The sequence below is a fragment of the Thalassospira sp. CH_XMU1458 genome, from assembly GCF_037027205.1.
Classification (GTDB): domain Bacteria; phylum Pseudomonadota; class Alphaproteobacteria; order Rhodospirillales; family Thalassospiraceae; genus Thalassospira; species Thalassospira tepidiphila.
Genome location: NZ_JAYMDW010000002.1, coordinates 485,868 through 512,033, shown reverse-complemented (window position 1 = coordinate 512,033; position 26,166 = coordinate 485,868). Strand labels below are relative to the sequence as shown.

At 54.6% G+C, this 26,166-nt stretch carries 22 protein-coding genes; 7 read left to right on the top strand and 15 right to left on the bottom strand.

Going from position 1 to position 26,166, the window contains the following annotated elements; translation table 11 throughout:
* Window positions 1–158: 158 nt before the first annotated feature.
* Together WBY09_RS09750 and WBY09_RS09745 are read right to left on the bottom strand one after the other, a co-directional pair.
* Window positions 159–1,175, bottom strand: coding sequence for a Fe(3+) ABC transporter substrate-binding protein (locus WBY09_RS09750; protein ID WP_197147605.1), 1,017 nt, complete (start codon window positions 1,173–1,175; stop codon window positions 159–161).
* A 195-nt stretch (window positions 1,176–1,370) separates the two neighbouring features.
* Window positions 1,371–2,204, bottom strand: a complete 834-nt coding sequence (locus WBY09_RS09745) for a 3'-5' exonuclease (protein WP_197147606.1) — start codon at window positions 2,202–2,204, stop codon at window positions 1,371–1,373.
* A gap of 341 nt (window positions 2,205–2,545) precedes the next feature.
* Between WBY09_RS09745 and WBY09_RS09740 the strand changes: the two genes are divergently transcribed.
* On the top strand, window positions 2,546–3,577 hold the full coding sequence (locus tag WBY09_RS09740) for an ABC transporter substrate-binding protein (protein ID WP_197147607.1): 1,032 nt from the start codon (window positions 2,546–2,548) through the stop codon (window positions 3,575–3,577).
* 93 nt (window positions 3,578–3,670) lie between these two features.
* Here the strand turns inward: WBY09_RS09740 and WBY09_RS09735 are convergent, their stop codons facing one another.
* Window positions 3,671–4,054 (bottom strand): thiol-disulfide oxidoreductase DCC family protein, encoded by a 384-nt coding sequence (locus WBY09_RS09735; protein WP_197147608.1) that lies wholly within the window; start codon window positions 4,052–4,054, stop codon window positions 3,671–3,673.
* A gap of 195 nt (window positions 4,055–4,249) precedes the next feature.
* On the opposite strand from WBY09_RS09735, the gene WBY09_RS09730 reads away from it, so the two are divergent.
* Window positions 4,250–5,113 (top strand): ABC transporter permease, encoded by an 864-nt coding sequence (locus WBY09_RS09730; RefSeq protein ID WP_064780883.1) that lies wholly within the window; start codon window positions 4,250–4,252, stop codon window positions 5,111–5,113.
* Window positions 5,113–6,138 (top strand): quaternary amine ABC transporter ATP-binding protein, encoded by a 1,026-nt coding sequence (locus tag WBY09_RS09725; protein WP_197147609.1) that lies wholly within the window; start codon window positions 5,113–5,115, stop codon window positions 6,136–6,138. Before WBY09_RS09730 ends, WBY09_RS09725 begins: the two co-directional genes overlap by 1 nt.
* A 21-nt stretch (window positions 6,139–6,159) precedes the next feature.
* On the opposite strand, the gene WBY09_RS09720 is transcribed toward WBY09_RS09725, so the two are convergent.
* Window positions 6,160–6,663 (bottom strand): Mov34/MPN/PAD-1 family protein, encoded by a 504-nt coding sequence (locus WBY09_RS09720; protein ID WP_197147610.1) that lies wholly within the window; start codon window positions 6,661–6,663, stop codon window positions 6,160–6,162.
* A gap of 27 nt (window positions 6,664–6,690) precedes the next feature.
* Window positions 6,691–7,062, bottom strand: a complete 372-nt coding sequence (locus WBY09_RS09715; protein WP_197147611.1) for a hypothetical protein — start codon at window positions 7,060–7,062, stop codon at window positions 6,691–6,693.
* Window positions 7,063–7,286: 224 nt separating this feature from the next.
* Between WBY09_RS09715 and WBY09_RS09710 the strand changes: the two genes are divergently transcribed.
* Both WBY09_RS09710 and rpoH read left to right on the top strand, forming a co-directional pair.
* Window positions 7,287–8,258: an RluA family pseudouridine synthase gene (locus WBY09_RS09710; RefSeq protein ID WP_287445361.1), complete on the top strand. Its 972-nt coding sequence runs from the start codon at window positions 7,287–7,289 to the stop codon at window positions 8,256–8,258.
* Window positions 8,259–8,377: 119 nt separating this feature from the next.
* Window positions 8,378–9,244 carry an RNA polymerase sigma factor RpoH gene (rpoH, locus tag WBY09_RS09705; protein ID WP_336232622.1) on the top strand — a complete coding sequence of 289 codons (867 nt, stop codon included), beginning with the start codon at window positions 8,378–8,380 and terminating at the stop codon, window positions 9,242–9,244.
* 97 nt (window positions 9,245–9,341) lie between these two features.
* On the opposite strand, the gene WBY09_RS09700 is transcribed toward rpoH, so the two are convergent.
* The 10 genes from WBY09_RS09700 to WBY09_RS09655 form a co-directional block, all read right to left on the bottom strand.
* Window positions 9,342–9,827: a hypothetical protein gene (locus WBY09_RS09700; protein ID WP_063089899.1), complete on the bottom strand. Its 486-nt coding sequence runs from the start codon at window positions 9,825–9,827 to the stop codon at window positions 9,342–9,344.
* Between the two features lie 9 nt (window positions 9,828–9,836).
* Window positions 9,837–11,972 (bottom strand): protein kinase family protein, encoded by a 2,136-nt coding sequence (locus tag WBY09_RS09695; RefSeq protein WP_064780871.1) that lies wholly within the window; start codon window positions 11,970–11,972, stop codon window positions 9,837–9,839.
* Between the two features lie 246 nt (window positions 11,973–12,218).
* Window positions 12,219–13,514, bottom strand: a complete 1,296-nt coding sequence (locus WBY09_RS09690; protein ID WP_063089905.1) for an adenylosuccinate synthase — start codon at window positions 13,512–13,514, stop codon at window positions 12,219–12,221.
* A gap of 35 nt (window positions 13,515–13,549) precedes the next feature.
* On the bottom strand, window positions 13,550–14,716 hold the full coding sequence (locus WBY09_RS09685; protein WP_336232620.1) for an ATP phosphoribosyltransferase regulatory subunit: 1,167 nt from the start codon (window positions 14,714–14,716) through the stop codon (window positions 13,550–13,552).
* A 156-nt stretch (window positions 14,717–14,872) separates the two neighbouring features.
* Window positions 14,873–16,054 carry a phosphoserine transaminase gene (locus WBY09_RS09680; protein ID WP_336232619.1) on the bottom strand — a complete coding sequence of 394 codons (1,182 nt, stop codon included), beginning with the start codon at window positions 16,052–16,054 and terminating at the stop codon, window positions 14,873–14,875.
* Between the two features lie 173 nt (window positions 16,055–16,227).
* A complete protein-coding gene (locus tag WBY09_RS09675; RefSeq protein ID WP_008890832.1) occupies window positions 16,228–18,099 on the bottom strand; it encodes an SLC13 family permease in 1,872 nt (623 codons plus the stop codon).
* Between the two features lie 266 nt (window positions 18,100–18,365).
* A complete protein-coding gene (locus WBY09_RS09670) occupies window positions 18,366–19,190 on the bottom strand; it encodes a PhzF family phenazine biosynthesis protein (RefSeq protein WP_336232618.1) in 825 nt (274 codons plus the stop codon).
* 78 nt (window positions 19,191–19,268) lie between these two features.
* Complete coding sequence (locus WBY09_RS09665; protein ID WP_336232617.1) at window positions 19,269–20,699, bottom strand: pyridoxal phosphate-dependent decarboxylase family protein; 1,431 nt, start codon at window positions 20,697–20,699, stop codon at window positions 19,269–19,271.
* Entirely contained in the window at window positions 20,696–21,658 is a 963-nt protein-coding gene (locus WBY09_RS09660; RefSeq protein ID WP_197145052.1) for a threonine dehydratase, read from the bottom strand. Before WBY09_RS09660 ends, WBY09_RS09665 begins: the two co-directional genes overlap by 4 nt.
* Window positions 21,659–21,788: 130 nt before the next feature.
* The gene (locus WBY09_RS09655; protein ID WP_197145053.1) at window positions 21,789–22,052 is read right to left on the bottom strand and encodes a DUF1127 domain-containing protein; all 264 of its coding nucleotides are present in this window, start codon (window positions 22,050–22,052) and stop codon (window positions 21,789–21,791) included.
* 79 nt (window positions 22,053–22,131) lie between these two features.
* Between WBY09_RS09655 and WBY09_RS09650 the strand changes: the two genes are divergently transcribed.
* Together WBY09_RS09650 and WBY09_RS09645 are read left to right on the top strand one after the other, a co-directional pair.
* Entirely contained in the window at window positions 22,132–23,598 is a 1,467-nt protein-coding gene (locus WBY09_RS09650; RefSeq protein ID WP_336232616.1) for an aminotransferase-like domain-containing protein, read from the top strand.
* 182 nt (window positions 23,599–23,780) lie between these two features.
* Entirely contained in the window at window positions 23,781–26,165 is a 2,385-nt protein-coding gene (locus WBY09_RS09645; protein WP_336232615.1) for an ATP-binding protein, read from the top strand.
* Window position 26,166 lies beyond the last annotated feature (1 nt).

Sequence of the window (26,166 nt, the reverse complement as noted above, 5' to 3'; positions counted from 1 at the left end):
CCCGCCCCGCCTTTTGCAAGCAAGAAAACCACATAAGAGCCATACCCGAAGTCACGAATGCGCGACCGCATCCGGCCGGCGATGGCGTACCCAAACTGAAAAAAGGGGTGGCATTACACCACCCCTTTCAAAAAGCTCATCAAACTCAGTCGGTTTGACTATTCGTTATAACCGATCTCATCGACCATCTTGATCGCATCCGGGCTCAGGCGGGCAATCTCGGCCAGCGATACTTCATCGGCCTTGAAAGTGCCCCAGGACTTCACATTTTCGGCCCACTCGACGCCCGGTTTGACCGGATATTCGTAATTGACCTCAGCATAGATGCCCTGCGCAACATCACCGGCCAGGAATTCCATCAGCTTGATGGCGTTTTCGCGGTTCGGCGCATCGGCAATCAGGCTCATGCCCGAAATGTTCATCGACATGCCACGACCATCCTGATTCGGGAAGACAAGGTTCACGGCCTCGGCCCAAGGACGCTGTTCTTCATTGTCGAGCATCTTGCCGTAGTAATAGGTGTTGCCGATCGAAAGATCGCAAACGCCTTCCTTGATCGCCTTGACCTGTGCGCGGTCATTGCCCTGCGGCTTGCGCGCCAGATTATTCTTAAGACCCTGCAACCATTCCTTGGCTTTTTCCTCGCCATGAACGGCGATCATCGAGGCAAACAGCGCAACGTTATAAACATGCGTGCCGGAACGGGTGCAGATGCGCCCTTCCCATTTCGGGTCGGCAAGGTCTTCGTAAGACGTGATCTCGCCTTCTGCCACGCGCTCCTTGGAGGCATAGATCGCGCGACCACGCTGGGTCAGGGCAAACCAATGGCCTTCCGGATCGCGCAGATGGGCCGGGATATTGGAGGCCAAGGTATCGTTTGAAACCGCTTCGGTCACACCGGCGTCAACGGCCTGCTGGATACGACTGATATCGACGGTCATCAGGATATCGGCCGGGCTGTTCGCGCCTTCCTGCTTGATACGTTCAACCAAACCTTTTTCAGCAAAGATCACATTGACGTCGATGCCGGTTTCAGCGGTGAACTTTTCAAAAAGCGGTTCGACCAGAAATTCCTGACGCAGGGAATAGACATTAACTTCCTGTGCCATCGCGGTTGTCGCAGCCATCGCTGTTGCGCCGAATACCGCACCACCGACGAGTTTCTTGATATCCATTTGAACGATCCCTGTTGAATTTGACCCTGTTGGATTTGGGTACACGTTGAAACGTACTGACGTTGCAACTCACTTGCATATTCAATGCAATTAAGATCAACTCGCATTTAATTCAACACAAATTTGCTAGACAGGGTGTCAAAATGTGACGGACTTCACTTCTGATGTCATGCTTGGGCTCAACGTTGGGCCATATCAAAGCACATTAAACGACCCGCCACTCGATTGCTTCCAGGCATCGAGGAATTCCTGATAGGCGGGAATGTCGCCTGCCCGTTCTTCAAGCCAGCCCACGGTCAGATTGATCGCATGGTTATAGCCATCATGATCGGTCATCCCGGTATGAAGCGCATGGCGCAGATACAGCAAATAGGTATTCAGAACATCCGTCTCGCAATAGCGGCGAATGCCATCAATCTCGCCATTGTCAAACATGTCTGAAACCTTGCTGCCATCCACCCCGGTCTTGCCCGGCAGATCAAGGGCGGCACAGACCTCGTTCATCTTGGTGCGGGCCGAAGCCCCATAATCCGAAAGAACTTCGGCCAGATCACAATGCCAATGCGGCGCATAGCGTGCCGTATAGTTTTCCCACTTGTTTGACGCCTGATGCAGCCAGCGGGCCGACACCCCGTGCTTCATCGCGCGGTATTTCAAAACCGGCAGATCAAACCCGCGCCCATTGAAACTGACCAAGCGCGGATACAGCTTGCCGCAATAGGCAAAGAAGCCATTCACAAGGTCTTTTTCCTCGGATGCGAGCTCCCCGCCCGATCGCAGTTCTTCGATCTCATACATTTCAAGATCGCCGTCGCGCTGAATGGTCGCGCGCAGAAAACTGATCGCCACCACCTTGTGAAACGGCTGACGCGGGAAGCCATTACGCCCATTGGTGATTTCAAGATGATAGTCTTCCAGCATCTTGCGCCCGGTTTCCGGATCGGGTGCGGTTTCACCGGTCAATTGCGGCAAAACATCAATATCGGGCACGGTTTCGATATCAAAGACGAACAGGCTGGAATGCATCATGGCGGCCCTCAATTCAAAATGCCCGGTAATGTGTTTTGCCCAACATAACGACAAAGCCAGACAAATTAAACCAATCCCCGCGACAACCGTAAATCACACCACCTGACATCTCCTGCCATCTCTGTCAGGAGCATTGTGCAATGATTTCAACATCACGTCGACGTGACATCTCATACCGGGGGTTGCGCGCATTTGACAGCCAAGTCTAGAATTGCAGCACCTGTATCAGGGGCACGGTCATATTCAAGTCGGGACCAGAGGGATTCCCGACGATTGCGGACATCCCGCACCGACCATGCATTTGATGCGATTCCGGACCGCAACCACGAAGGGACAGAAGGATGAAAACCCTGCCTACCGGAGCCGCAATGCTTTTGGCCGCTGGCCTTGCATTTACTTCTCATTCAAGCGCAAACGCGCAAGATGCCACATGCGAGATTGATCGACCGGTGATGTTTGCCGGTCTCAATTACGACAGTGCGCTTTTCCATAACGCTGTTGCCCGCTTCATCATTGAAAAGGGCTATGGCTGTCAGACTGATGCCCTGCCCGGCGATGTCATCCCGCTTTTGACAGGCGCCGGCAAAGGGGACGTTGATATCGTCATGGAAATCTGGCGCGACAACGTTGCCGAAGCCTGGACCAAGGCCGAAGAAGCCGGCAATGTCAGCCAGATCGGGGTGAACTTCGATGACGCCGTCGAAGGCTGGTTCGTACCAAGCTATGTCATCGAAGGCGATGCCGAACGCGGCATTGAACCGATGGCGCCGGACCTGAAATCAGTCGATGATCTGGCGAAATACACCGAACTGTTCGAAGACCCGGAAGAACCCGGCAAGGGGCGTTTTTATAACTGCCCGTCGGGCTGGGTCTGTGAAAAGGTCAATTCGGCCAAGCTTGGTGCCTATGACCTTGATGACAGCTTCACCAACTTCCGCCCGGGCACCGGTGCGGCCCTTTCGGCTGCCATCGCATCGGCGCATAAACGCGGTAAACCGGCCCTTTATTACTATTGGGGTCCAACCTGGGTGATGGGTCTTTATGACAGCACGCGTCTTGAAGAACCGGCTTATGACAAGTCGATCTTTGATGCGCTGAAAACAGAAGAAAACCCGACCAAGGCAACCGCCTACCCGCAAAGCACAATCACGATTGGTGTGAACAACGACTTCAAAGCCGCTGCACCAACCCTGATCACCTTCCTGACCAACTACGAAACCAGCAACGCGCTGGTCTCGGAAATGCTGGCCTACATGCAGGAAAATGACGAAAAGCCCGATGGGGCAGCGATGCATTTCCTGAAATCCAAGCCGGACGTCTGGAAAGCTTGGGTGCCAGCGGATGTTGCAGCACGTGTTGAAAGCGCGATGTAAGTAACACCACCAATAAATCACTCGAATACCCCACAGGAGAAATCCTGTGGGGTGTTTTGTTTAGCAAGAAAAATACGACGATAATTGAATAAACTAGGTCGGCCGGGATCCATCCTCAAAAGCCGCCAACTGGCAGTGTGTAAGGCGCTTGAAGCGCCATGCGGCCCATAGGCGATAAACAAGATTTGCGATCTGCCGAATAACAGGCAGAGCAATAACCGCTGCCAAAACACGCCATCTGTCTAGCTGACGCCAGATCAAAATGAACGCATCAGCACCTGCATGCCATCGCCCATCTGAATCTAGGGCACGCATTTGCTTTAGCCCTTCGACAAGTGAGATGCCGTGCTTTTCAAGATCGCCTGCGTGTTCCGTGACGTCGCGCCATTCGAAAACGCCTTTTGGTGCGATATTGCGGTAGTAATTGATTTCGCGCGAACACAAACCGCATTTTCCATCAAAGAACACAGTGATCATCGCAACCTCTCAGGAAAACAATATTGTCTATGATTTACGGCTTTGGCTGGCCTCTGGATTATCAATCACATTAACAGGCTACCAAAAGAAGTCAGGAGATGTCAGTCATAGTTCGATTTACTGTCGCGCGGTCCACGTGATCTTGTTAGGCTCTTACGCTCATTGATTTTTTGAGCAGATCGGGCCAATTGCGCCATGTTTCCAGAACAGTTGAATGTGCCTTTGGGCAAGTGGGTCAATCAGTTTGTTGATTGGCTGGTGGTCAATTACGGCGCGGCGTTTGAGGCCTTTGCCGACAGTTTGCTGACCGTTCTGGTGGCACTCGAGCAGGTCTTGCGTGGTGCACCCTGGTGGGTGGTCTTGATCGCCATTGCCGCGATCACCTGGCATGCCAGCAAGAACTGGAAGCTGGTTGTCGGGCTGGTCATCGCCATGTTTGCCATTGGCATGCTGGGTCTTTGGGACAAGGCAATGCAAACCCTTGCCCTGATGATTGTCGCGACATCGCTATCGGTTCTGATTGGCATTCCGGTCGGCATTGCCATGGCAATGTCCAATCGTTTGCGGGCCGTCATGTTGCCGATCCTTGATACCATGCAGACCATGCCGAGTTTCGTCTATCTGATCCCTGCCCTGATGTTGTTTGGATTGGGCAAGGTTCCGGCCATTCTGGCGACGGTGATCTATGCCGCCCCGCCCGTCATGCGCCTGACCGATCTTGGTATCCGGCTTGTTGATCAGGAAGTGCTTGAAGCGTCGCGATCCTTTGGCGCCAGCCGCAAGCAGATCCTGTTTGGTGTGCAGTTGCCGCTCGCACTTCCCAACATCATGGCCGGGATCAACCAGACGACGATGATGTCAATTTCGATGGTCGTCATTGCCTCGATGATTGGCGCACGCGGATTGGGGGAACAGGTCCTGATGGGTATTCAGCGTCTGGACGTTGGTGCGGGGATGGAAGCCGGGGTTGCGATTGTGCTTCTGGCCGTGGTGTTTGACCGGATCGGTCAGGCCTATGGCAAGCGATCACAACGATCGCACGATGCGGAGGACGCGTGATGAGTTACATCGAGATCCGCAATATTTTCAAAATCTTCGGGCCTGATCCGCAATCCGCACTTGAACTGGTAAAGGGCGGTGCAGACAAGGATGAAATCCTTGCCAAAACCGGTCATACGGTTGGTCTTCACGATGTCTCCCTGTCGATTGAACAAGGGGAAACCTTCGTCGTCATGGGCTTGTCTGGATCGGGGAAATCAACGCTTATTCGCCATCTTAATCGCCTGATTGATCCGACAGCGGGCGAAGTATCATTTGGTGGCGAAGATATCCTTGCGATGGATATTCCGACCCTGAATGCCTTTCGCCGCAAGCGGCTTGGCATGGTGTTTCAGCGCTTTGGCCTGCTTCCCCATCGCAACGTGATGGATAACGTTGCCTATGGGCTCGAAATCCAGGGTACTGCGCGCAAGGAACGCGAAGCCGCCGCATCTAAATGGATCGAACGTGTGGGTCTGGCGGGGTATGAGGCCAAATATCCTGATCAACTATCGGGCGGCATGCAGCAACGTGTCGGCCTTGCCCGGGCACTTGCCACCGATCCGGAAGTCTTGCTGATGGATGAGGCTTTCTCCGCCCTTGATCCATTGATACGGTCTGACATGCAGGATGAGCTGATGAAGCTTCAGGCGGAGCTTCACAAGACCATCGTGTTCATTACCCATGATCTGGACGAGGCGCTTAAGATCGGCGACCGGATCGCGATCCTGAAAGACGGCAAGCTTGTGCAGGCCGGACGGCCGGAAGAGATCGTGCTTAAGCCCGCAGATGACTATGTCCAGGCCTTTACGCGCGATGTGAACAGATCACGCGTCTTGCGCGCAAAGTCGATTATGGAGCCGATCACGTCTGGAGAAAGCCAAGCGGTAAATGAAGACTGGCCGAGCATTGCGGCAAATGCACGTCTTGCCGATATCCTGCCTGTTGCGCTTGCCAATGGCACGTCAATGACGGTGCGTGATGCCAAAGACACTGCGATTGGGACACTGTCGCCAAAGCAGATTGTCGAAGCACTGGAAGGGTAAACCAAGGCGCATTACCAAACCTTAGCCACCAATAATCTGGCAGCGCCGGAAATAGCGCAGTTCAGATTGCTCTGCCGCGTCGGCGGTTGATTGGTGAATGATGCGATAAAGGCCGCTGTCGCCTGCACGATTATGTTCGGTGGCAATGATCAGCCACAAAAAACCATTTTCATCAGCGCGTGCGCGATCTGTCGGCGATGGCAGGGCCTTGCCATTGGGATGGGAATGAAAACATCCCACAACGCGCTCCCGCTTTTGCCGCGCAGTACGATGCGCATCAATCAGGGTTTGCGGATCAATTTCAAACGTGGTTAGCGGATCTTCCGCGACGTTGCGCGCAAACACAACACGATCGATCCGGTTCGGGGTATCGATGGCCGCAATCAGAAGTCCACAGGCTTCCTCCGGCCATCTAACAGCGGCAAAATCGCGTATTTCTTCATGCAGGGCTTTGCCAAGCGCGATGTGGGTCTGATCATCGCCACCTGACGAGTTGTTGTTTGCGATCCCCTGCCCGTTTGCCATCGCTGCACACGCCCTTGTGGTTTCAGACTACTGCGCGTCCTGTTGTAAAAGGATACGGCCAAGGACCTTCTTTTCGCTTAAGGAAACGATAACAAGACGTGCTCTATCCCCGTTCCGACCTTCGATATGGAGCGTTGCCTGCGCACCATCGACAGAATAGCCAACAAGACGTTCACCTTCTTCAAGGTCGATAACGACATCACCGAACGTGCCAAGAGCACCTTGCGCGGCCGCATTATCGCCACCTGCAAATGGCACGGACGGCGTCACCGTTGGTGCATTTTGCTCGACACTTGTGTCTGGGGCGTTCTTTTCAAGCGACAGGCCATAGACGACAAGTCCGATACCCACCACGATCAGAATGCCCATGAACGCGACCAGAGCCTTAACTACACGCATCGTATTTCCAACTGACAAAGTTTGATGAAACCTGCATGCTCGCCACAAGCGCGATCATACGTACCCTGTTTCAAGGCCATAGCGACAAGCACGATCAATTGCAAGGCAACAACGCCAAATGAAGCAAGTTGTCGCAATTCGTTGCAATCGCCGGACAAAGCGCTAAAAGCGGCGAACACATGCATCATTACAGTCACCAAATCAAACCATGCCAATAGCAAACGATGTCTGAAAACCTGACCTATACCGCGACAGACCAGGACGAAGGTGCCCGCCTTGATAAGGTGTTGGCGACCGCCTGGCCCAATCAGTCACGTTCGCGGATCAAGGCCTTGATCGAAGACGGTCAGCTTTGCGTCAATGGCACGCCTGCAGCCAAGATGTCTGCCAAGGTCAAGGCTGGTGATGTTTTTGATCTGAGTGTTCCCGAACCGGAAATGGCCGAACCCACACCCGAAGACATCAAACTTGATGTGCTTTTTGAAGATGAAGACCTGCTCGTGATCAACAAGCCCGCCGGCATGGTTGTTCATCCTGCGGCCGGCAATGAAAGTGGAACGCTTGTGAATGCGCTTCTGGCCCACTGCGGGGACAGTCTTTCGGGTATTGGCGGGGTTAAACGCCCGGGGATCGTGCACAGGCTGGACAAGGACACAAGCGGTGCAATGGTGGTCGCCAAGAACGATGCCGCCCATCGCGCCCTTTCAAACCTGTTTGCCGAGGACAAGGAAAACATTGAGCGTGCCTACCTTGCGGTCGTGTGGGGTGTTCCCCGCCCCCGTTCAGGTGATATCGAAGGCAATATTGGCCGCAGCCCGCGCAATCGGAAAAAGATGGCAGTGGTCAAAAAAGGGGGAAAATATGCCCTCACACACTACAAGACTCTGCAAACTCGCGACGACTCGTTGGCGTCCCTTGTTGAATGCCGCCTTGCAACCGGACGGACGCATCAAATTCGTGTTCATATGAACCATATTGGGCACGCACTTGTATGTGATCCGGTTTACAGCCGAAACAGACCAGCTGGTAAACTCAACCTAGAAGCGCAACAGATTTTGAACGCATTCAACAAACAGGCGCTGCATGCCCGAACGTTAGGATTTCTGCACCCTCGCACCGGTGCCTATATATCCACAGAGGCACCTATACCTAGTGACCTTTTGGCACTGATGAAGGCCCTAGAACTATACCTTTGAATAGTTGATACTAGCCTTACTGTCTAATTTTCCATTGACGGTTTCTAATACTCCCGTATAAGCTCCTAAAAAGTGCAAGGGGTAAAATGCACTTTTCGAAAGCAATACGGGAGGCTTTGATGAAGCAAGGAAACGCTCTTCCAACTATCTCTCAAGATGGTCTCACGGCATACCTTCAACGTATACGCCGCTACCCGATGCTTACCCCGGAACAGGAGACGACCTATGCCTGTAATTTCCGGGACAAGGATTGCGATAAATCTGCTGAAAAACTGATTACCAGCCACTTGCGCCTGGTCGCCAAGATCGCGATGAGTTACCGCGGTTATGGCCTTCCGATCAATGAACTCATTTCCGAGGGCAATGTCGGCCTGCTGCAGTCGGTAAAACGCTTCGACCCGGACAAGGGCTTCCGCCTTGCGACATATGCAATGTGGTGGATCCGTGCCGCCATCCAGGAATACATCCTGCATTCATGGTCGCTTGTAAAAATGGGTACGACTGCGGCACAGAAAAAGCTGTTCTTCAACCTGCGCAAACTCAAAAGCCAGATGCAGGCAATTGATGAAGGCGACCTTCAACCTGAACAGGTCGAACTGATCGCAACCAAACTCAATGTGTCCGAAGATGACGTTGTGATGATGAACCGCCGCCTGGCCGGACCGGATCACTCACTGAATGCGCCGGTCCGTATTGAGGGTGACGGTGAATGGGTCGACTGGATCGAAAGCGATGACGAAGATCAGGAAACCCTTTATGGCAAACGCGAAGAATTCCTGCAGCGCATGAGCATGCTCAAAAACGCGATGTCGCATCTCAATGATCGTGAACGCGATATTCTGACGCAGCGCCGCCTGCTTGAAAGCCCGGTTACACTTGAAAACCTGAGCCTTGCCTATGGCATCTCACGCGAGCGCATCCGCCAAATCGAAGTACGCGCCTTTGAAAAGGTCCGCAAATCGATCCATACGGACCTGCCCCACTAATACTGCCTGCTTTGCGTCCCTTCTGAAACAACTTGCGGCGGACAATGTCCGCCGCTTTCTTTTTTGAATGGGCTTTTTCCATCAGGTCACGCAGAGATCAGTTCCCGGACCGATCCACTTCCTTGATCAGACTATCGCCCCAGGTTTTGATAAGTCCGCGCTGCTTCTTGCGCAATTCACTGACACGACGCTGGGCTGCTAGGTTCAGAACATTGGCAACAATTGGCGGCATGGCGAGGTATAGAAGCCAACCAAGGCCTGCTGCCCCATACATGATCGACAGCGCCAGCGGCTGGAAAACGGCCTGCGTTGCGCCGCCAACCGTTTGCGATGGCTGCATCCAGACTTCCAGAATGTAGGGCGCAACCCCTGAAAAGTTCAGACCGAAGACACACCGCGCCATTGTCCTGCCCGCGCTGCGATCAAAGATAAAGGCCACAAGTGACGGTAAAAGCCCGACCGTCAACGTGATAAATGTGGGAAGTGCGACCATGAACAGCAGCACGGCGGATGCAATAACCGACAAGCCGGAAAATGCGCTGCGACCGCCTTTTTTTGTGCCTGCTCGTTTACCCTTTGCCATGGCGATCCCTTAAAAGATATGCATCAAGAACAGCGCGGACACTGTCAGTAGTGCGATCATGGTAGACGCGAAAGCAGCCGCCTGTTGCCCGACCTTTTCGGCCAGCTCCATACGGGCCGGCCCCGACGATTCAAGATCAAACACTTCGCTTTCCGCTTCGGAATATTCCGCGACGGCTTCGACAAACTCTGACTGATCCTTGCGACGTTCTTGTTCGTCATTGATCAGGTTATACAGTTCGACAAGATTGCCGCGTTTGGCCAGTTTGGGAATCTCGGTCTCGACCCGTTCACGACGTGCCTTGCTATGGAACACCTTGATCGCCGGTTCCATCAAACGCGCAACCCAATGCGACAGGTTCTGCAAATTGTCCGGTCCATGACGCCATTGTACAATCGCCAGCATGCTGATGATTGCGCGGCTATATTCGACCTCGTCAGATGGGTTTTGCATCGCCAACAACTGCCCCTCAACATCGTCCTCCAGTCGGGCGGCAATGAAGGCGGCGATATGACGATCCACCGGCCAGCTTTCTTCGGATGCGGTTTCGGCTGCCTTTTCAAGGGCTGGCAGCAGATCTGCGATCTCGACGACATATTCCTCTTCGACCAGCGGGCTCAGGCAATGCTGGTTGCGCACGGTCGCATAGAGGCAGCGCTCATACCCGTAACCGGCACTTTGCTGCTGAATGTAATAGCGCAGGTTCTTGTAGAGCTGCTGTTGCCTCTGGACTTCGGGGCTGTATCCCATCTGACGGCCAAACCAGAAAGATGGAATATCGCGCACGATCACGTCTGCAAAACGTTGTGGCCCCTTTCCATGTTGGACATCATAGGACAGCATGAAACCAAGCCCATCGACCATCGACGAAAAACCCTTGAACCGGATCGGGCCAGCCGGATCCAGAATCAGGATGGACCGCGCAACCAACACGTCCTCTGCCGACCGTTTATCCGTCCCGGCCCACTGCAGTTGTCGCATGGCATCCGATAACGCCTTGGCGCGATCATTATCGCCAAGGCCACGCCGCAACCAGACTTCGACAGTGCTGTCGCGCAACGGGCCAAGCGCGGTTACCCAATTCTTGGCGATCCCCTGCGCCAATGAGCGCACGGTATAATAATCTCGACCAGCCAGGTTTTGAGACCGTGCTGCCCGCTTTTCCGTATTGGCCTGAACCGGCTTGGTCCGTCTTCCGTCCAGCCAGGCGTTCAATTCGGCCAAGCCCCAGCGTTCTTCGGGGTCATCACACAACAGGCCACGAACAGGTTCAATCAGAACAAGCGGCAGCTTTTCGTGTGATGCGATCGCCTGAAACGACCCTTTGGCCAGTTTAAGTTCGATAATTTCCTGGTCATTCAGCTTTTTGAGTGGCTGGCGACCGATGCCAAGCTCGGCCAAAGTCATGCCAAGCGCATAGAAATCGTCGGTCGCATTGCCTGAACCACGACCGGCAGGATCAGCGCTCATACGTGCTGTGGTCTCATAAACCGCTGGCTGATCATAACCGGGCGGGCCACTGGCACAATCGCCAAGCACGACCTTTTCACGCATGGGATCGGCAAAGAACAGGTTATCGGCGCGAATATTGCGGTGTGCCAGCCCCTTCTCGCTGAATGCCTGCATGGCATTCATCAGCGGCTCGACCACAACCGTGGCAATATCATGCTCATCGATGGCGAGTTTCTTGTGTTCGCGCGCAACGACCTTTCCGCCTGCCGGCTTTTCATAGAAAAGCACCATCGTCTTGCGACCAATTGGCGGCCAGTAGGCGGTTTCATAATCGATAAGGTCAATCTGACCGGCCATATGCATACCGGCCAGGAAGGTCAGATGGTCATGGCGGGTCGGAAGAACCGGATCGGTTACCAGCGCAAAGGCGCTGCCCTCTTCGCGGCGGAGATTGTCAGCCGAATAGGCCTTGCAATGGCCCATATCGAATTCGGGCATCCGCAAATCCAGAAAGACGCGAAAATTGCCGATCTCGACACTTTTGCCGCCTGCATTGATTGCGACACCATCAAGTTCTGGGGATTCTTCGGGTTCCTCAGGCGCAGGTGCACCGCCGCCCGGTGCATCCATCACCGGCCCTGTCGCAGCACCATTCGAAACGTCCTGTTCCTGATCTTCTGCTTGCTCTGCCATGGTCCCGATATTTCTTTACAGGTTATCATTCCCTGAGTGACGCACTTACTTGGGCCAAAAGTCTTCCTGACCTAACCCTCAGAACGCTATCCTCAAAAGGTTGATAAAACGATACTTGTGATCCCCCCTGTCGGCAAGCTGTTATCCCGCGGCCGCAGTCACGGATGAACAGTAAGACCCGCAACTGCAAACAAAAAAGCCACCAGTCATAAACTGGTGGCTTTTGGAGTTCGTAAATTCAGGCAATCAGGCGCTGAACGGGTCGTGCACCAGAATGGTGTCATCGCGCTCCGGGCTGGTTGACAGAAGCGCAACCGGTGCTTCAATCAGCTCTTCGATGCGACGAACATATTTGATCGCTGTTGCCGGAAGGTCGGCCCAGCTACGCGCGCCCATGGTCGTTTCCGACCAGCCGTCAATGGTTTCGTAAACCGGCTTGGCTTTTGCCTGCAGACGCTGGTTGGCCGGCAGATGATCATAGATTTTGCCATCAATATCGTAACCGGTGCAGATCTTGATTTCATCAAAGCCATCAAGAACATCCAGCTTGGTAAGCGCAATACCGGTGATGCCGTTGACCTTGACCGACTGACGGACAAGGGCCGCATCAAACCAGCCACAACGACGCTTACGACCGGTGACAACACCGAACTCGTGACCGCGCTGACCAAGACGTTCGCCGTCTTCATCAAACAGTTCGGACGGGAACGGACCTTCACCAACACGGGTGGTGTATGCCTTGGTGATACCCAGAACATAACCAACACCCGACGGCCCCATACCGGAACCGGCAGCAGCCTGACCGGAAACAGTGTTCGACGACGTCACAAACGGATACGTGCCGTGATCAACGTCAAGCATCGTGCCCTGTGCGCCTTCGAACAGGATGCGTTTGCCCGCTTCCTTGAACTGATTAAGCGACTTCCAGACAGTGTCGGAGAACGGCAGGATTTTCGGCGCGATTTCCTTAAGCTGCGCAAGCAGTTCCGCACCATCAACTTCCGGCTGGCCCAGGCCACGCAGAAGCGCGTTATGGTGCGTCAGAAGGTTTTCGACCTTGGCTTCAAGCAGATCAGTGTCTGCAAGATCACCTACGCGGATCGCACGGCGGCCAACGCGGTCTTCATATGCCGGGCCAATGCCACGACCGGTGGTGCCGATCTTGTTGTCGCCCGAAGCAGCAGCTTCGCGTGCACGATCAAGATTGCCATGCAGCGGCAGGATCAGGCAGGCATTTTCCGCCAGACGCAGGTTTTCCGGGGTGATATCCACGCCCTGCTCTTTCAGGCGGCCGATTTCAGCAAGCAACGCCCACGGATCAACAACAACGCCGTTGCCGATCACCGAAAGTTTGTTTTCACGGACGATACCTGACGGCAGCAGGCTCAGCTTATAGGTGGTTCCGTCGATCACCAAAGTATGACCGGCGTTGTGACCACCCTGGAAACGCACAACAACGTCTGCCCGTTCGGACAGCCAGTCGACGATCTTGCCTTTACCTTCGTCCCCCCACTGGGAACCGATCACGGCAACATTGGTCATCGCAAAACTCCTTGCGCGATAAAAAGTTCGTTCGATTAGGCGTTCAGCGGCACAACCTGGCCACCGATATAAATATGATTGCAGCCCATGCCTTGCGCTTCAATGCGTGCGGCGGCTTCGGTTTTGGCCTCGGCCGCACCTTCAAGGGCGGCAACGGTGTAATGGCCTTCTGCACGCAATTTGCGCGCTTCACGCTGTGGCGTACCAAGCGGCAGATAGACACGATCAATCGGCTCTGCATCTGGAAGACCGCGCAGAATGCTGTCCATATAAAGCGACATACCCGTTGCAGCTTCGCCCGAGGCCCCCCCGGCACGATAACGGCCACCGCGCCCGATTTCACCGCGGACGTTACGCGCAAACAGTGTGAAGCTGACGCCGGTCTGATAGCGGAAACCAGCCATCTCGACCGGATCAATGGTAAGGGCAGCATCAAGCCCGGACGCCAGAACGCGTTCTGCGACATCGATCAGACGATAAAGTTCCTCAGACGCACCAAGCGGCAGTTCTAGTTTTTTGAGTTTCGGCAAAGCTGACTGTGCCGGGCCAGCGGCCTCAAGCAAGGCAACCAGTACGCCTGTAACTTTGCCATCAGCAGCACGAAGGGCTGCGACATCACGACGTTCAAGCGCCTCGGTCAATACTTCACGGTCATCGCGCGACACACCAAATGCATCAAAAAGACGCACCGGCAGTGTTGGCAAATTAAGGTCAACCGAGACATCCGCCAAACCGATGCTTTCCAAAGCTTCGAGTGCAAGCAGAACAATCTCGGTATCAGCAGCAGCACTCGACACACCGATCAACTCGGCACCGACCTGTGCAAACTGGCGTTCCGGGCGCAGATGCGATCCCTTGATCCGCAAGACATCGCCGGAATAGGAAAGACGCAGAGGACGCGGCGCATCGACCAGACGGGTTGCTGCAATGCGTCCGACCTGGGGTGTCATATCGGAACGAACGCCCATCATGCGGCGGGACTCAGGGTCCATCAAACGGAACGTCTGGGTCGACAATTCCGGTGCAGCACCTTCAAGCAGGCTTTCTTCGAACTCGACCAGTGGCGTTTTCACGCGGTCATAGCCTGCATGCGCCAGACTGGCCATCAGCTTTTCACGGATTTCAGCTTCTCGTGCAGCGGTTCCTGGCAGGACATCCTGCAGGCCGGCGGGCAAAAGAGCTTTCCTGGCAAGTTCGGTCATTTTGTGTGCTTTCCCGGACGAGGCGCGCAGATTTAAATTGATAACATCCCGAGCAACGCTCAGGGCTCACTATCCGGTAGCGGTTACTACCGCGTTGTGCCGGACAGAGCAACGGGGAAAAACCCTTTAACGCAAATAATACGTACGAATTATTTCCTAGCTGGCCGCAAATTCGGCTTTTACCACCGCATATGCCCAATCCAGCCAAGGCAGCAAAGCCTTGATATCGCTGGGCTCAACGGTTGCACCACCCCAAATACGCAGTCCCGGAGGTGCATCACGATACCCGTTGATATCAAGTGCGACATTTTCCGCTTCAAGAAGCTGCGAAATCTTTTTCGGCAGCAAAGCCTGCTGATCGGCAGAAAGACCAAGCGCCCATGGATCGACAATCTTGATACACATCGAGGTGTTTGAGCCGGTTGCCGGATCCTCGGCAAGGTCGGCCGCCCAGTCGCTGCTGGCAAGCCACGCATCAAGATGCGCCCGGCTTGCGCGGGTACGTTTCAAAAGCCCTTCAAGGCCACCAATCTCTTCGGCCCATTTCAAGGCATCAATGGCATCTTCGACAACCAACATCGATGGCGTGTTGATGGTTTCGCCGCGGAAAATGCCGTCAATCAGTTTGCCACCCTTGGTCATGCGGAAGATTTTCGGCATTGGCCATGATGGCGTATAGCTTTCAAGGCGTTCAACGGCACGCGGGCTCAGGATAATGATCCCGTGACCACCCTCGCCGCCCAGAACCTTCTGCCAGCTATAGGTCACGACATCGAGCTTGTCCCAAGGCAGTTCCATGGCAAAGATGGCCGAGGTCGCATCGCAAATGGTCAACCCCTTGCGGTCATCAGCAATCCAGTCGCCATTGGGCACGCGAACACCGGCCGTCGTGCCGTTCCAGGTAAAGACAACATCGCGAGCAAAATCAACCGATGCCAGATCCGGCAGTTTGCCATAATCGGCTTCAAGGGTGCGTACATCATCAAGCTTGAGCTGCTTGATCACATCGGTGACCCAGGTCGCCCCGAAGCTCTCCCACGCCAGCATATCAACACCACGTGCGCCCAGCATCGACCACAGCGCCATCTCAACGGCACCGGTATCGGATGCCGGAACCACACCCAACAGATAATCTTCTGGCAGGTTCAAAATTTCCCGCGAACGGTCAATCACCTCTTCAAGGCGCTGCTTGCCCAGCTTGGATCGATGTGAACGGCCAAGGATCTCCGTCTGCAATGCGTCTGCGGACCAACCCGGGCGTTTTTTGCACGGACCCGAAGAAAAATTCGGGCTGGTCGGACGAGTGATCGGCTTTGCAAGTACGGCAGTCTGGGCCATCTGTAAGTTCCTGAGAAAGAAGGATAACCAATGCAGGTTGGTCTAGAATATTCAAGCGACCCGATCCTATTGCCCCAAAGGCAAAAGTCAAACGCCTTCCACACAGACATGACAGCCATTTTTGCATGGCTGAAACGAACCGCCGCAAACATTCATTCTTTAGTTTATGCCCCTTAGAACGGGATGTCGTAATACCAAGGCGCAAACAGGCTGAACGCAATCCAAAGAATGATGATCAGCGGCGTCCCTGCCTTCAGGAAGTCGATAAACCGATAGTGGCCCGGCCCCATGACAAGAAGGTTGGTTTGATACCCCACCGGCGATGCAAACGAACAGTTGGCCGCCATCACCACCGCAATCGCGAACACATGTGGCTCCACGCCCAGTTGCTGGGCCATGCCAATTCCGATGGGCGTAAACAGAACCGCACAGGCATTGTTGGACAGAACGTTGGTAAAGCCCGCCACAATCAGGAAGAACAGTGACAGAATAACCGGTGCGGGTGCGCCGCGGGTTGCCGCCAGCAACTGATCAGCAACGAATTCCGCGCCGCCGGTCAACTGCAACGCATTGCCAAGCGCTAGTGCAGCGGCAACGAGCAAAACAATCTTGCGATCAATTGCACGCGATGCCTGACGCAAATTAAGCGCGCCGGATGCGATCATCAAACCGGCACCAATAAAGCTTGAAACCATGATCGGCACGACACCGGTCGCAGCAAGCGCAATCACGCCAAGGAAAATGGCTGCAGCCCGACGGGCGTGGAATGGACGGGGCAAGGTTCTGGTCGACCATTCCAGCAACACAACGTCGCGGATGGTACGAAGGGCCTCGACATCCTCTGATCGTCCCTGCACCAGCAAAACGTCCCCGGCCTCAAGCCGGATCTCGGTCATCTGGCTTCTGATCATGCGCGAACGACGCTGGATCCCAAGTACAAGGCACTTGTACTGATAGCGGAAACCGATCTGCTCAAGGTTAAAGCCAATCAGGCGCGAACCCGGCGGCAACATGACTTCGGCCAACAGCTGCGTGGATTTCTGCGGGGTTTCGTCACCGTCTGCACCAACGGCGGCGGCATCTGAATGCAACAATCCCGGGTCCTTTTGCAGGGCCTCGGTCAATGCCTTGCGGGTGGCGGCAACCACTAGAACGTCGCCCGCCTGAATTTCCATATCATCTTCAAACGGCGGCAGTTCAGCATGTTCGCGCCGCACGATCATCTGAACGGTGATATTGGGCAGGTTCTTGAAGAACCCGGCAACCGGCTTGGTGCCAATCATGTTGGCCGCTGGTCCAACGGTGATCTGGGCGATGAATTGCTTGCCGCTGCTATCGGGATTGGCAAGTTTGCTGCGCATGGATGCCAGCGCCGGAAGCAGGCGCGGCGCGATCAACAGGACATAGACAAAGCCGGTCAGTGCAAGCACGCTGCCAATCGTTGTGAATTCAAAGAATTCAAGACCCGGCATACCGAGTTCGATCAGGGAACTGGATACCAGAAGGTTGGTCGATGAACCGATAAGGGTCGTCATGCCACCGAGGATCGCGGCATAGGAAAGCGGGATCATCAATGCCGACGGGGAACGTTCAATACGCTCGGCGAGTGCCTGAATAATCGGGATAAAGATAACAACAACCGGCGTATTGTTCAGGAAGGCCGACAATACCATCACCACGAACAACCCGACGAAAATCGCGATCGAGGCATTCTTGCCGCCATGTTCGGTAATCAGACCAGCGATGTAACTGACACCCCCGGTCAGAACCATTCCCTGCCCGACAACCAGCAAGGACAACACCGTCAGCAAGGCCGGGTTGGCAAAGCCCGACATGACCGTGGCAGGCCCCATCAGGTTTTCACCATCCGCATCAAGCAGCGGGAAAAAATCGAAGAAAAGCAAAAGCGTTGCGATAAGGGCAATACTGGTCAGTTCGAGCGAGATGCGCTCCAACCCATACAGAACAAGCGATCCGGCAACGAGTGCAAGGACCACCCACATCTGCATCGGCGTTGCAGAACTGGCAACAACACTTTCGAGCACGATAAACTTTCCCCTGTAAAGCCTGCATTCTTGCGGTTATCGCGCACCTTTGCACCGGCGAGATATGTCCACAATCGTTTCATTTCGCCTTTTACTTAGACGAAAGCCCTATAGCGCGGTCAATAAAAAAACAAAGCAAATCAGTTCGAATGCGGATTAGTCGGTAGAATACCTCTGACAGAATGCGGGCCCCTTGAACAAGGAAAGGCGGGCAAATACCAGATTGCCCGCCCTTTTGAATTCATTGCCCGACACCGCCAGGCCAATCACGCCGGAACCGTGATTTCCCCTTTGAGGTACTGAACGGCTTCTCCCTTGAGATGCACACGGTCACCGTCGATTTTGCAGGCAACCACACCACCACGCGCGGACGCCTGATATCCGACAACATCGACCTGCCCCAGTTTTTCTGCCCAATAAGGCCCAACCACGCAGTGCATATAACCGGTGACCGGATCTTCATTGATGCCAAGTGCTGGCAGGAAGTAACGTGAAATCATATCAAGTCCGGTTTTATCGCCGGGTGCCGTAACAATCACACCGCGCCCCGCCAATTTGCCCAACGCCGACATATCCGGGCGCATATTTCGAACAATGGCAGCGTCATCATAGACAATCACAATATCCGTATCGCGGCTTACCACGCCGAATGTCTCGGCGGGCTTAACTCCGCCAAGGGCGACAAGCACCTCCTCGGAAACAGTTTCACGCTTGATCGGCTGTTTCGGGAAGTTCAGGACAATCGCACCACCTTCGCGTCGGGCGGTCAAAACGCCGCTTTGGCTTTGCAACTTGATCAGATCGCCCTCAAAACCAAACCGATTGAAAATCACAAATGCACTTGCAAGCGTCGCGTGGCCACACAGCGGCACCTCGACGGTCGGCGTAAACCAACGAATATGAAAATCGGCCTCATCACCGGCATTTGGTACGAAAAAGGCCGTTTCCGAGAGATTGTTTTCCATCGCGATTTTTTGCAGCACGTCATCAGGCAACCAGTCCGATAACGGCACAACCGCCGCCGGGTTGCCGGCAAACAAAACATCGGTGAAGGCGTCGATCTGATAGATCGGCAGGGTTTGGGTCGTCATCGTCTTATCCTGAACTCGGCATATGTATGATGTACAAGTCGATACATCGTGTGGGTTATTGATGATTTGGGTTCGCCTTTACAAGGCCGTTTGAATAGCTTGCTTGACGACCACAAGATCTTCATCGCGGGTCCTCCAGTTGCTGAATGCCGCGCGGAACCCGAAACGACCGCCATAAACCGTCGGTGTCAGGAAAACCTTGCCGGTCCCATTGATACGCTGGAGCAATGCCCGATTCTCTTCATCAGTTCCACGCGATGCGAACATTGTCACATTGAGTTTGGGCTCACACAGTAGTTCGAGCTTCTCATGGGTTCGAATCCACGCAGCCAGGTTTGCCGCCTGATCACAGTTTGCCCGGATGATGGATGCAATTCCGTCGCGACCATAGGCCGTCATCGCCACCCAAAGCGGCAACGCGCGGAAGCGTCTGGAGTTTTCGACGCCGCGATTGATATAGCTATTCCCGTCCGCCTTGGTATCGAGATACGGCGCGAAAGCCCGACAGCATGTCTCCAGCACCGAAATATGACGGGTCAGGAAAATCCCGCAATCATACGGGACATTGAGCCACTTATGCCCGTCTGATGTGATGGAGTCCGCGCGCGCTATTCCCCTAGTAAGGTGGGCACGACGATCATCCAGGGCAGCGAAAAAGCCAAACGCGGCATCGATATGAAGCCATGCGCCGAATTCACGACACAAATCGGCAATCGCATCAAGGTTATCGAAATCGGTCGCGTTCACCGTCCCGGCCGACGCAATAACGATCTTGGCGCGCGCGTCACTGGCCACAAGCTTGGCCTTGAGGTCGGCAATATCGGTTTCTTCCGATCCCGGCGTGGTTGCGACCTTGGTAAAGCTGTTACGACCAATGCCGGCAATCGACAAATCCTTGATCATGCTGGCGTGCGGACTCGCGGCAAAAATCTCAAGATCTGGCAGAACGCTTGCACCATCGGCATCGACATTCACACCAATCTGTTCACCACACCACTGGCGGGCCGCAACCAGGCCCAAAAGGTTTGATACCGTTGCACCGGTCGTCAAAACACCATCAAACGTATCTGACGGCACACCACCCAGTTCACACAACCAGTTGATGACCTGTTCTTCAACCGCGGCATTGACCGATCCTTCCGGTCCGGTGGCATTCTGATCAATTGCACTGACAAGCCAATCGCCGACAAGGGCGGCTGGCGTCGTGCCGCCGGTAACAAATCCAAGATAACGAGGACCAATTGATGCGGCGAGCAGCGGCAGAATTTCTTCCTTCGCTGCCCGCAACGCATCAAGCGCACCGCGTCCCTGCCCCGGCATGGGGCGCGAGGGGTCAAAGGCAGAGAAATCGCGGCAGGTTACATCCATGTTATCCGCACCCTGAATAAAGCTGTGCGCGACATCACCTGTTTCCACAAGAATGCGGCCAAGTTTTTCAAGGTCATCAAACATGAGATGACGTTCATCAACAGTGGGGCTGTCATCTGAACGATTTGAAATGCTGTTCATTTGTTTTCTCCTGAAAGGATGCGCGCAAAGTCGGCGCGATCAATGTTCGCCCCGGTCAACACAACGGCGACCTTCTTGCCGATATTGCTTTCGCGCTGTGCAATTGCAGCCGCCAGCGGCACGGCACCTGCCCCCTCGGCAATGGTGTGGCACGAACTGAAATAAAGGCGCATGGCATCCGCGATCTGTTCATCATCGACAGCAACAATGTCCGCAGCACCGCTTTTAATGATCTCAAACGCGCTGGGGTCCGGGCTACGACAGGCAACCCCGTCGGCGAATGTATTGGCCGTTGGTGTCTGGATGATTTCACCGGCCATGAATGACTGACGTATGGCATCCGCACCCGTTGCAACCACACCAATAATTTCGGTCTTAAGGCCCAGCGCATCACGCACCGTGATCATCGAACAAATCCCGGATCCCATGCCAACCGGCACATAGATACGATCCAGACCGGAAATAGCGTCAAAAAGCTCCAACCCATAGGACGCGACACCACGCACAAGTTCCCGATGGAACGGCGGGACCATTACAAGGTCTTCCTTGGTGGCAAGTGCCTTGGCGTATTCCGCTGCCTCCTGGAAGTCATGACCATGTTCAATCACCTCTGCCCCCCAGGCCCGCATGGCGGCGTTCTTTTCAACGGAATTGCCATGCGGGACAATAATGGTCGCAGGCATACCAAAACGGCTGGCCGCATGGGCAAGGCTTTGACCATGGTTGCCCCGTGTCGCCGAGATAATCCCGCGGTTCACATCAACCGACTTTCCGAGATAACGACAAAAGGTCAGTCCACCCCGGATTTTGAACGCACCAAGTCGGGTATGATTTTCGTGTTTCACATACAGGGACAATCCGGTCGCGCGATCAAGCAGCGGCCACTGAATTGTCGGCGTCGGCGCAACATATTGATGCACAAAATCCGCGGCCTCGCGCAACTCACCTGTATTAAACATTGTATTGTATCCCTGATAGATCAAAATCGTGACAATTTGCGTTTACAGCCGCTTCCCGCCGAACGGAGGCACAATGGGAGCAAAGTGCCTCCGTCAAACGCGGCGGTGGCGAGCCGCGCCGGGGGAAACCTTACAGGAACGGCTTTGACAGTTCCTGTTCGATATCTGATCGGGTCAGCCCGACATCCTTAAGCATATGATCATCAAGCCTTTGCAAAGCGTGACGATCGCGCGAATGCGCCTGCAGACGGGCAAGATATTCAGCCGCAGAGATCATCACACCAATGATCGCGGCACGCCAGGTCACAGGCTGCTTGGCCTGTTTAGAGGTGCTTACTGTGCGCTCAGTGACATTGATGCCAGGAATCTGGATTGTATCGTTACAATTTACCATTTCCATCTCCTTTCGGTGAATTGTCTCGATATTGTTTTGTCATTGACATTATTATTGTGTCAATTTAAACATTGTCACCATGACAATATGGTTCCCGAAACTTGATGAGGCTGGCGGTCCTGTTTATCGACAGATCGCGCAAGCCATCCGCAAAGCAGTCAAAGACGGCTCTCTGAAACCCGGAGACCGACTGCCCACCCACCGCGACCTCGCCTATCAACTTGGCGTCACGGTTGGCACAATTACCCGCTCCTACCGCGAGGCGGAAAGATTGGGGCTGGTGGCCGGTGAAGTTGGCCGTGGAACCTATGTGCTCGACAATATCCAGTCGGAACTTGATATGGCGGCCACCGCCCCGATTCCGATGGCATTTACCAACAACCTCACCCAGCTCGCACGATCTACCGGTACTGCGCCATCGACGAATTCCCAGTCAAACGAGACCGAAGATACCGGACCGATCAATTTCAGGATGAACTGCCCTCTCCCGCCAAGGGAAGGGCGCATTCGCGAGACCCTGATTGAGGTTGCGACCACCATGTCGACGGACGATATGGTGTCGTACAAATCGGAATATGGCGTTGCCCATCAGCGTGAAGCATTGGCTTTTTCCGCCGGAAGACTGGGGCTGGATGACAATCCGGAACGCGTTTTACCAACGGCTGGTGTTCAACATGGCATGACAGTCTCGCTGCTGGCGACAGTGCGCCCCGGCGATCTTGTCCTGTGCGAGGAACTCACCTATCCCAACCTGCGCAGCCTTGCCAATTTGTTGCAGTTCCGTCTGCGCGGTGTGGCCATGGACGACGACGGCATCATGCCTGACGCACTGGAAAACATGTGCCGCACACAAAGCCCGCGTGCGATTTATCTGATGCCGACGCTGCACAACCCGCTATGCAGCACCATGAGCCAGAAACGCCGCATCGAAATTGCGGAAATCCTGCGTAAATATGATCTGACATTGATCGAAGACGGCATTTACCACTTCCTTGATCCGGATGCCCCACCCCCGCTGTCTTGCTTTGCACCGGAACGCAGCATTTATCTTGATGGCGTATCAAAAAGCATCGGTGGTGGTTTGCGTGTCGGTTATATCCATGCACCGGGCGAAATGATCGGAAAACTTGCCAGTGCAATCCGGTCCACCTGCTGGATGGTTTCAACCATCAACCTTGAACTTGTCACACGCATGATCATGGATGGCAGCCTTGCCCAGTTCGAGACATGGCATCGTGAAGAAGCCGCCAAGCGCCTCGCGATCGTGCTTGGCACGCTCAAGGGTTATGATATCCGTTTCCACCCGACCAACTATCACATCTGGTTGGAAGTTCCCGAACATATCGACACCAGTGAACTGGTGATGGATGCGGCCAACAATGGTGTTCTTTTGACCGCGGCACAGCAATTCGCCGTTGGTCACGTGCCAAGGGGTATGCGGCTATGCTTCGGCGCAGAACGATCCCCCGAAAGATTGCGCCGCGGCGTGCAAATCGTCGACCGCCTGCTTCAGAGCAGTGATTTTGGCAATTCCGTCGTCATGTAACGCAAGGTTTTTCTTGTACATGATGACCGTGGAATTTTGAGGCGAAGTCACGGTTCTTACTGGCATTTCAATTATTTCCGCACGCAACGCTTGACCGCGTGATTGCGTTGCTTCCAAGATATGCTGCGGGGGCAAGAAGCCCCTGCTTGATACCTTGATCTTGGGCAGCAGAAAGTCAGCAGATGCCAGTTTCCCGCCTTGACGCAGATGATTGCGGTTTCCCGCATTTCCGTATTCGCAGCCCACACAAAGACCAACAGCCGAAAATATTTGATTTTTCATCGCATTACCGCGCGGCAGAGGCTCTTAAATTCGGACTTTCGATGTCCGAACCCGGTTTCAACATTTTTGTTCTTGGTCTCGATCGCGCTGGCCGCATGACGGCGACCCTTGATTACCTCAACAAAGCCATGGAAGAACGCGAAGCCCCCGATGACTGGGTCTATCTGAACAATTTTTCGCGCACCAATCGCCCGCGCCCCTATGCCCTTCCGGCTGGTCAGGGCCAAAAACTTTTGGCGGCGATGGAAACGCTGATCACGCATCTGCGCGAAGCTTTTGCCTCAGCCTTCAACGCCCCGGCCCACCTGACCGAAACCCAGACACAGACCGAAGAAGCGCGCGCACAACTTCGCGAAAAGTTTGATGCGTTGCGTGAATATGCCCGTGAACGCGGTCTGGATGTTCAGGAAAACGAAAAAGGCGTGATGATTGTCGCGCTGAACGAGGAAGGCGAACCGGTTTCACTCGACGAGATCCCAAAGGATCGCCGTAACGAGGCCGAAGACGCGTTTGAGGAAGTCGCCGAAGAAGCCCGCAAAACGCTGCTTTCCACCCGCGACCTCGAAGAACAGATCGCCGATACGCTTGATAGTTTGCGACGCGGAGCAGCAAAGGTTGTTCTGAAACCGCGCATCAAGAAACTGCGCGACAAATTCACAAGCCCCGGCCTCAAGGCATGGTTCGACGCGCTTGAAAAAGACATTCTCGACAATATCGACGCGTTCGAGGAAGCCAGCGACCAACCCGCCATCGAAAGCGGGGATGGCAAGATCCCGGAAACCGTCGATGATCGCTATGCCGTCAACCTGCTGATCGATCATTCGCGCGATAACCACCCCGATGTCGTGCTTGAACCGAGTCCAAGCTACGACAACCTGTTTGGGCAAATTCAGTACCGCCCGATGGGGGGCGGCATGCATCCGCATTTCAGCCTGATCAAGCCAGGCGCCCTTCATCGCGCCAATGGCGGCGTTCTTGTTTTGCGTGCGGAAAGCATTCTGGAACACGAAGAATGCTGGGGCTTTTTGAAGGCAGCCCTTCGTGACCGTGAAATCCGTATCGAGGAAACCCATAAGGGCGGCCCGCCGACCGCAGGCGCACCGGAACCGCGCCCGATCCCGCTTGATCTCAAGGTCGTTATCGTCGGCGCGCCGAAGTTTTATTACACCTTCTTCTCGCTGGATGTGGATTTCCGAAATCACTTCCGGGTCAAGGCCGATATTGATGCCGACATGCCAGCGGCTGGTCGCAACATTTCGATCTATACCGGGCTTCTGCGGGCATCCGCCCTGTCACGCTCCGGCATCCCGGTTGATAATGGTGCAATCCGCCAATTGCTTGGTCAAGCGGCGCGTTGGGCGGGTGAACGCGACAAGCTGACAGCCCAGATTGAACGGGTCGAAGATGTTGCGATCGAGGCCGGCGCACTTAGCAAGGCCGAAGGTCGCGAAACCATCCGTGCGGCGGATGTCCGGCGTGCGATCGAGGAGCGGCGCCATCGCAATTCACGCCTTGAAGACCGATCCCACGAACGGGTTCAAAGGCGCGAAATCCTGATCGACAGCTTTGGCAGCGTGGTTGGTCAGGTCAACGCACTGACGGTTCTCGATTACGGCGATCACGCCTTTGGCCTGCCAGCACGCGTGTCAGCCCGGTCCTATGTCGGTAGCCTCGGCGTTTTAAACATCGAACGTATGGTCGATATGTCCGGCCCATTGCAGCAAAAGTCTGTGATGATCATTGAAGGCTTCCTGAAATCACGCTTTGCGCAGGATTTTCCGCTTTCTTTTGCGTGTAACGTGACGTTTGAGCAGAACTATGGCGGGATCGAAGGGGATTCGGCGTCGATGGCGGAACTTTGCGCTATCATTTCCGCTGTCTCAAACATCCCGATGCGCCAGAATGTCGGCATTACGGGGTCGATGAACCAGTTTGGTCAGGCACAGCCGGTTGGCGGTATTTCGCACAAGATCGAAGGGTTCTATCGCATTTGCGCTGATCAGGGTTTTACCGGTGATCAGGGCGTGATTATTCCTTCGGCCAATGCGGAAAACGTTGTCCTGCGCGAAGAAGTCGTTCAGGCCATTCGCCAGGGCAAGTTCAACATCTGGACGGTGGAACACATCAATGATGCGATTGAGCTTCTGACCGGAATGGCAACAGGTGACCGGACAGATGGTCAATATGCGCCAGACACCGTCTATGGCAAAGCCATGGAACGCCTGCGCAACAATGATCTGATTTTGCGCGAACGCCATGCATATGGCCCGCGCACGGAGATGTAGG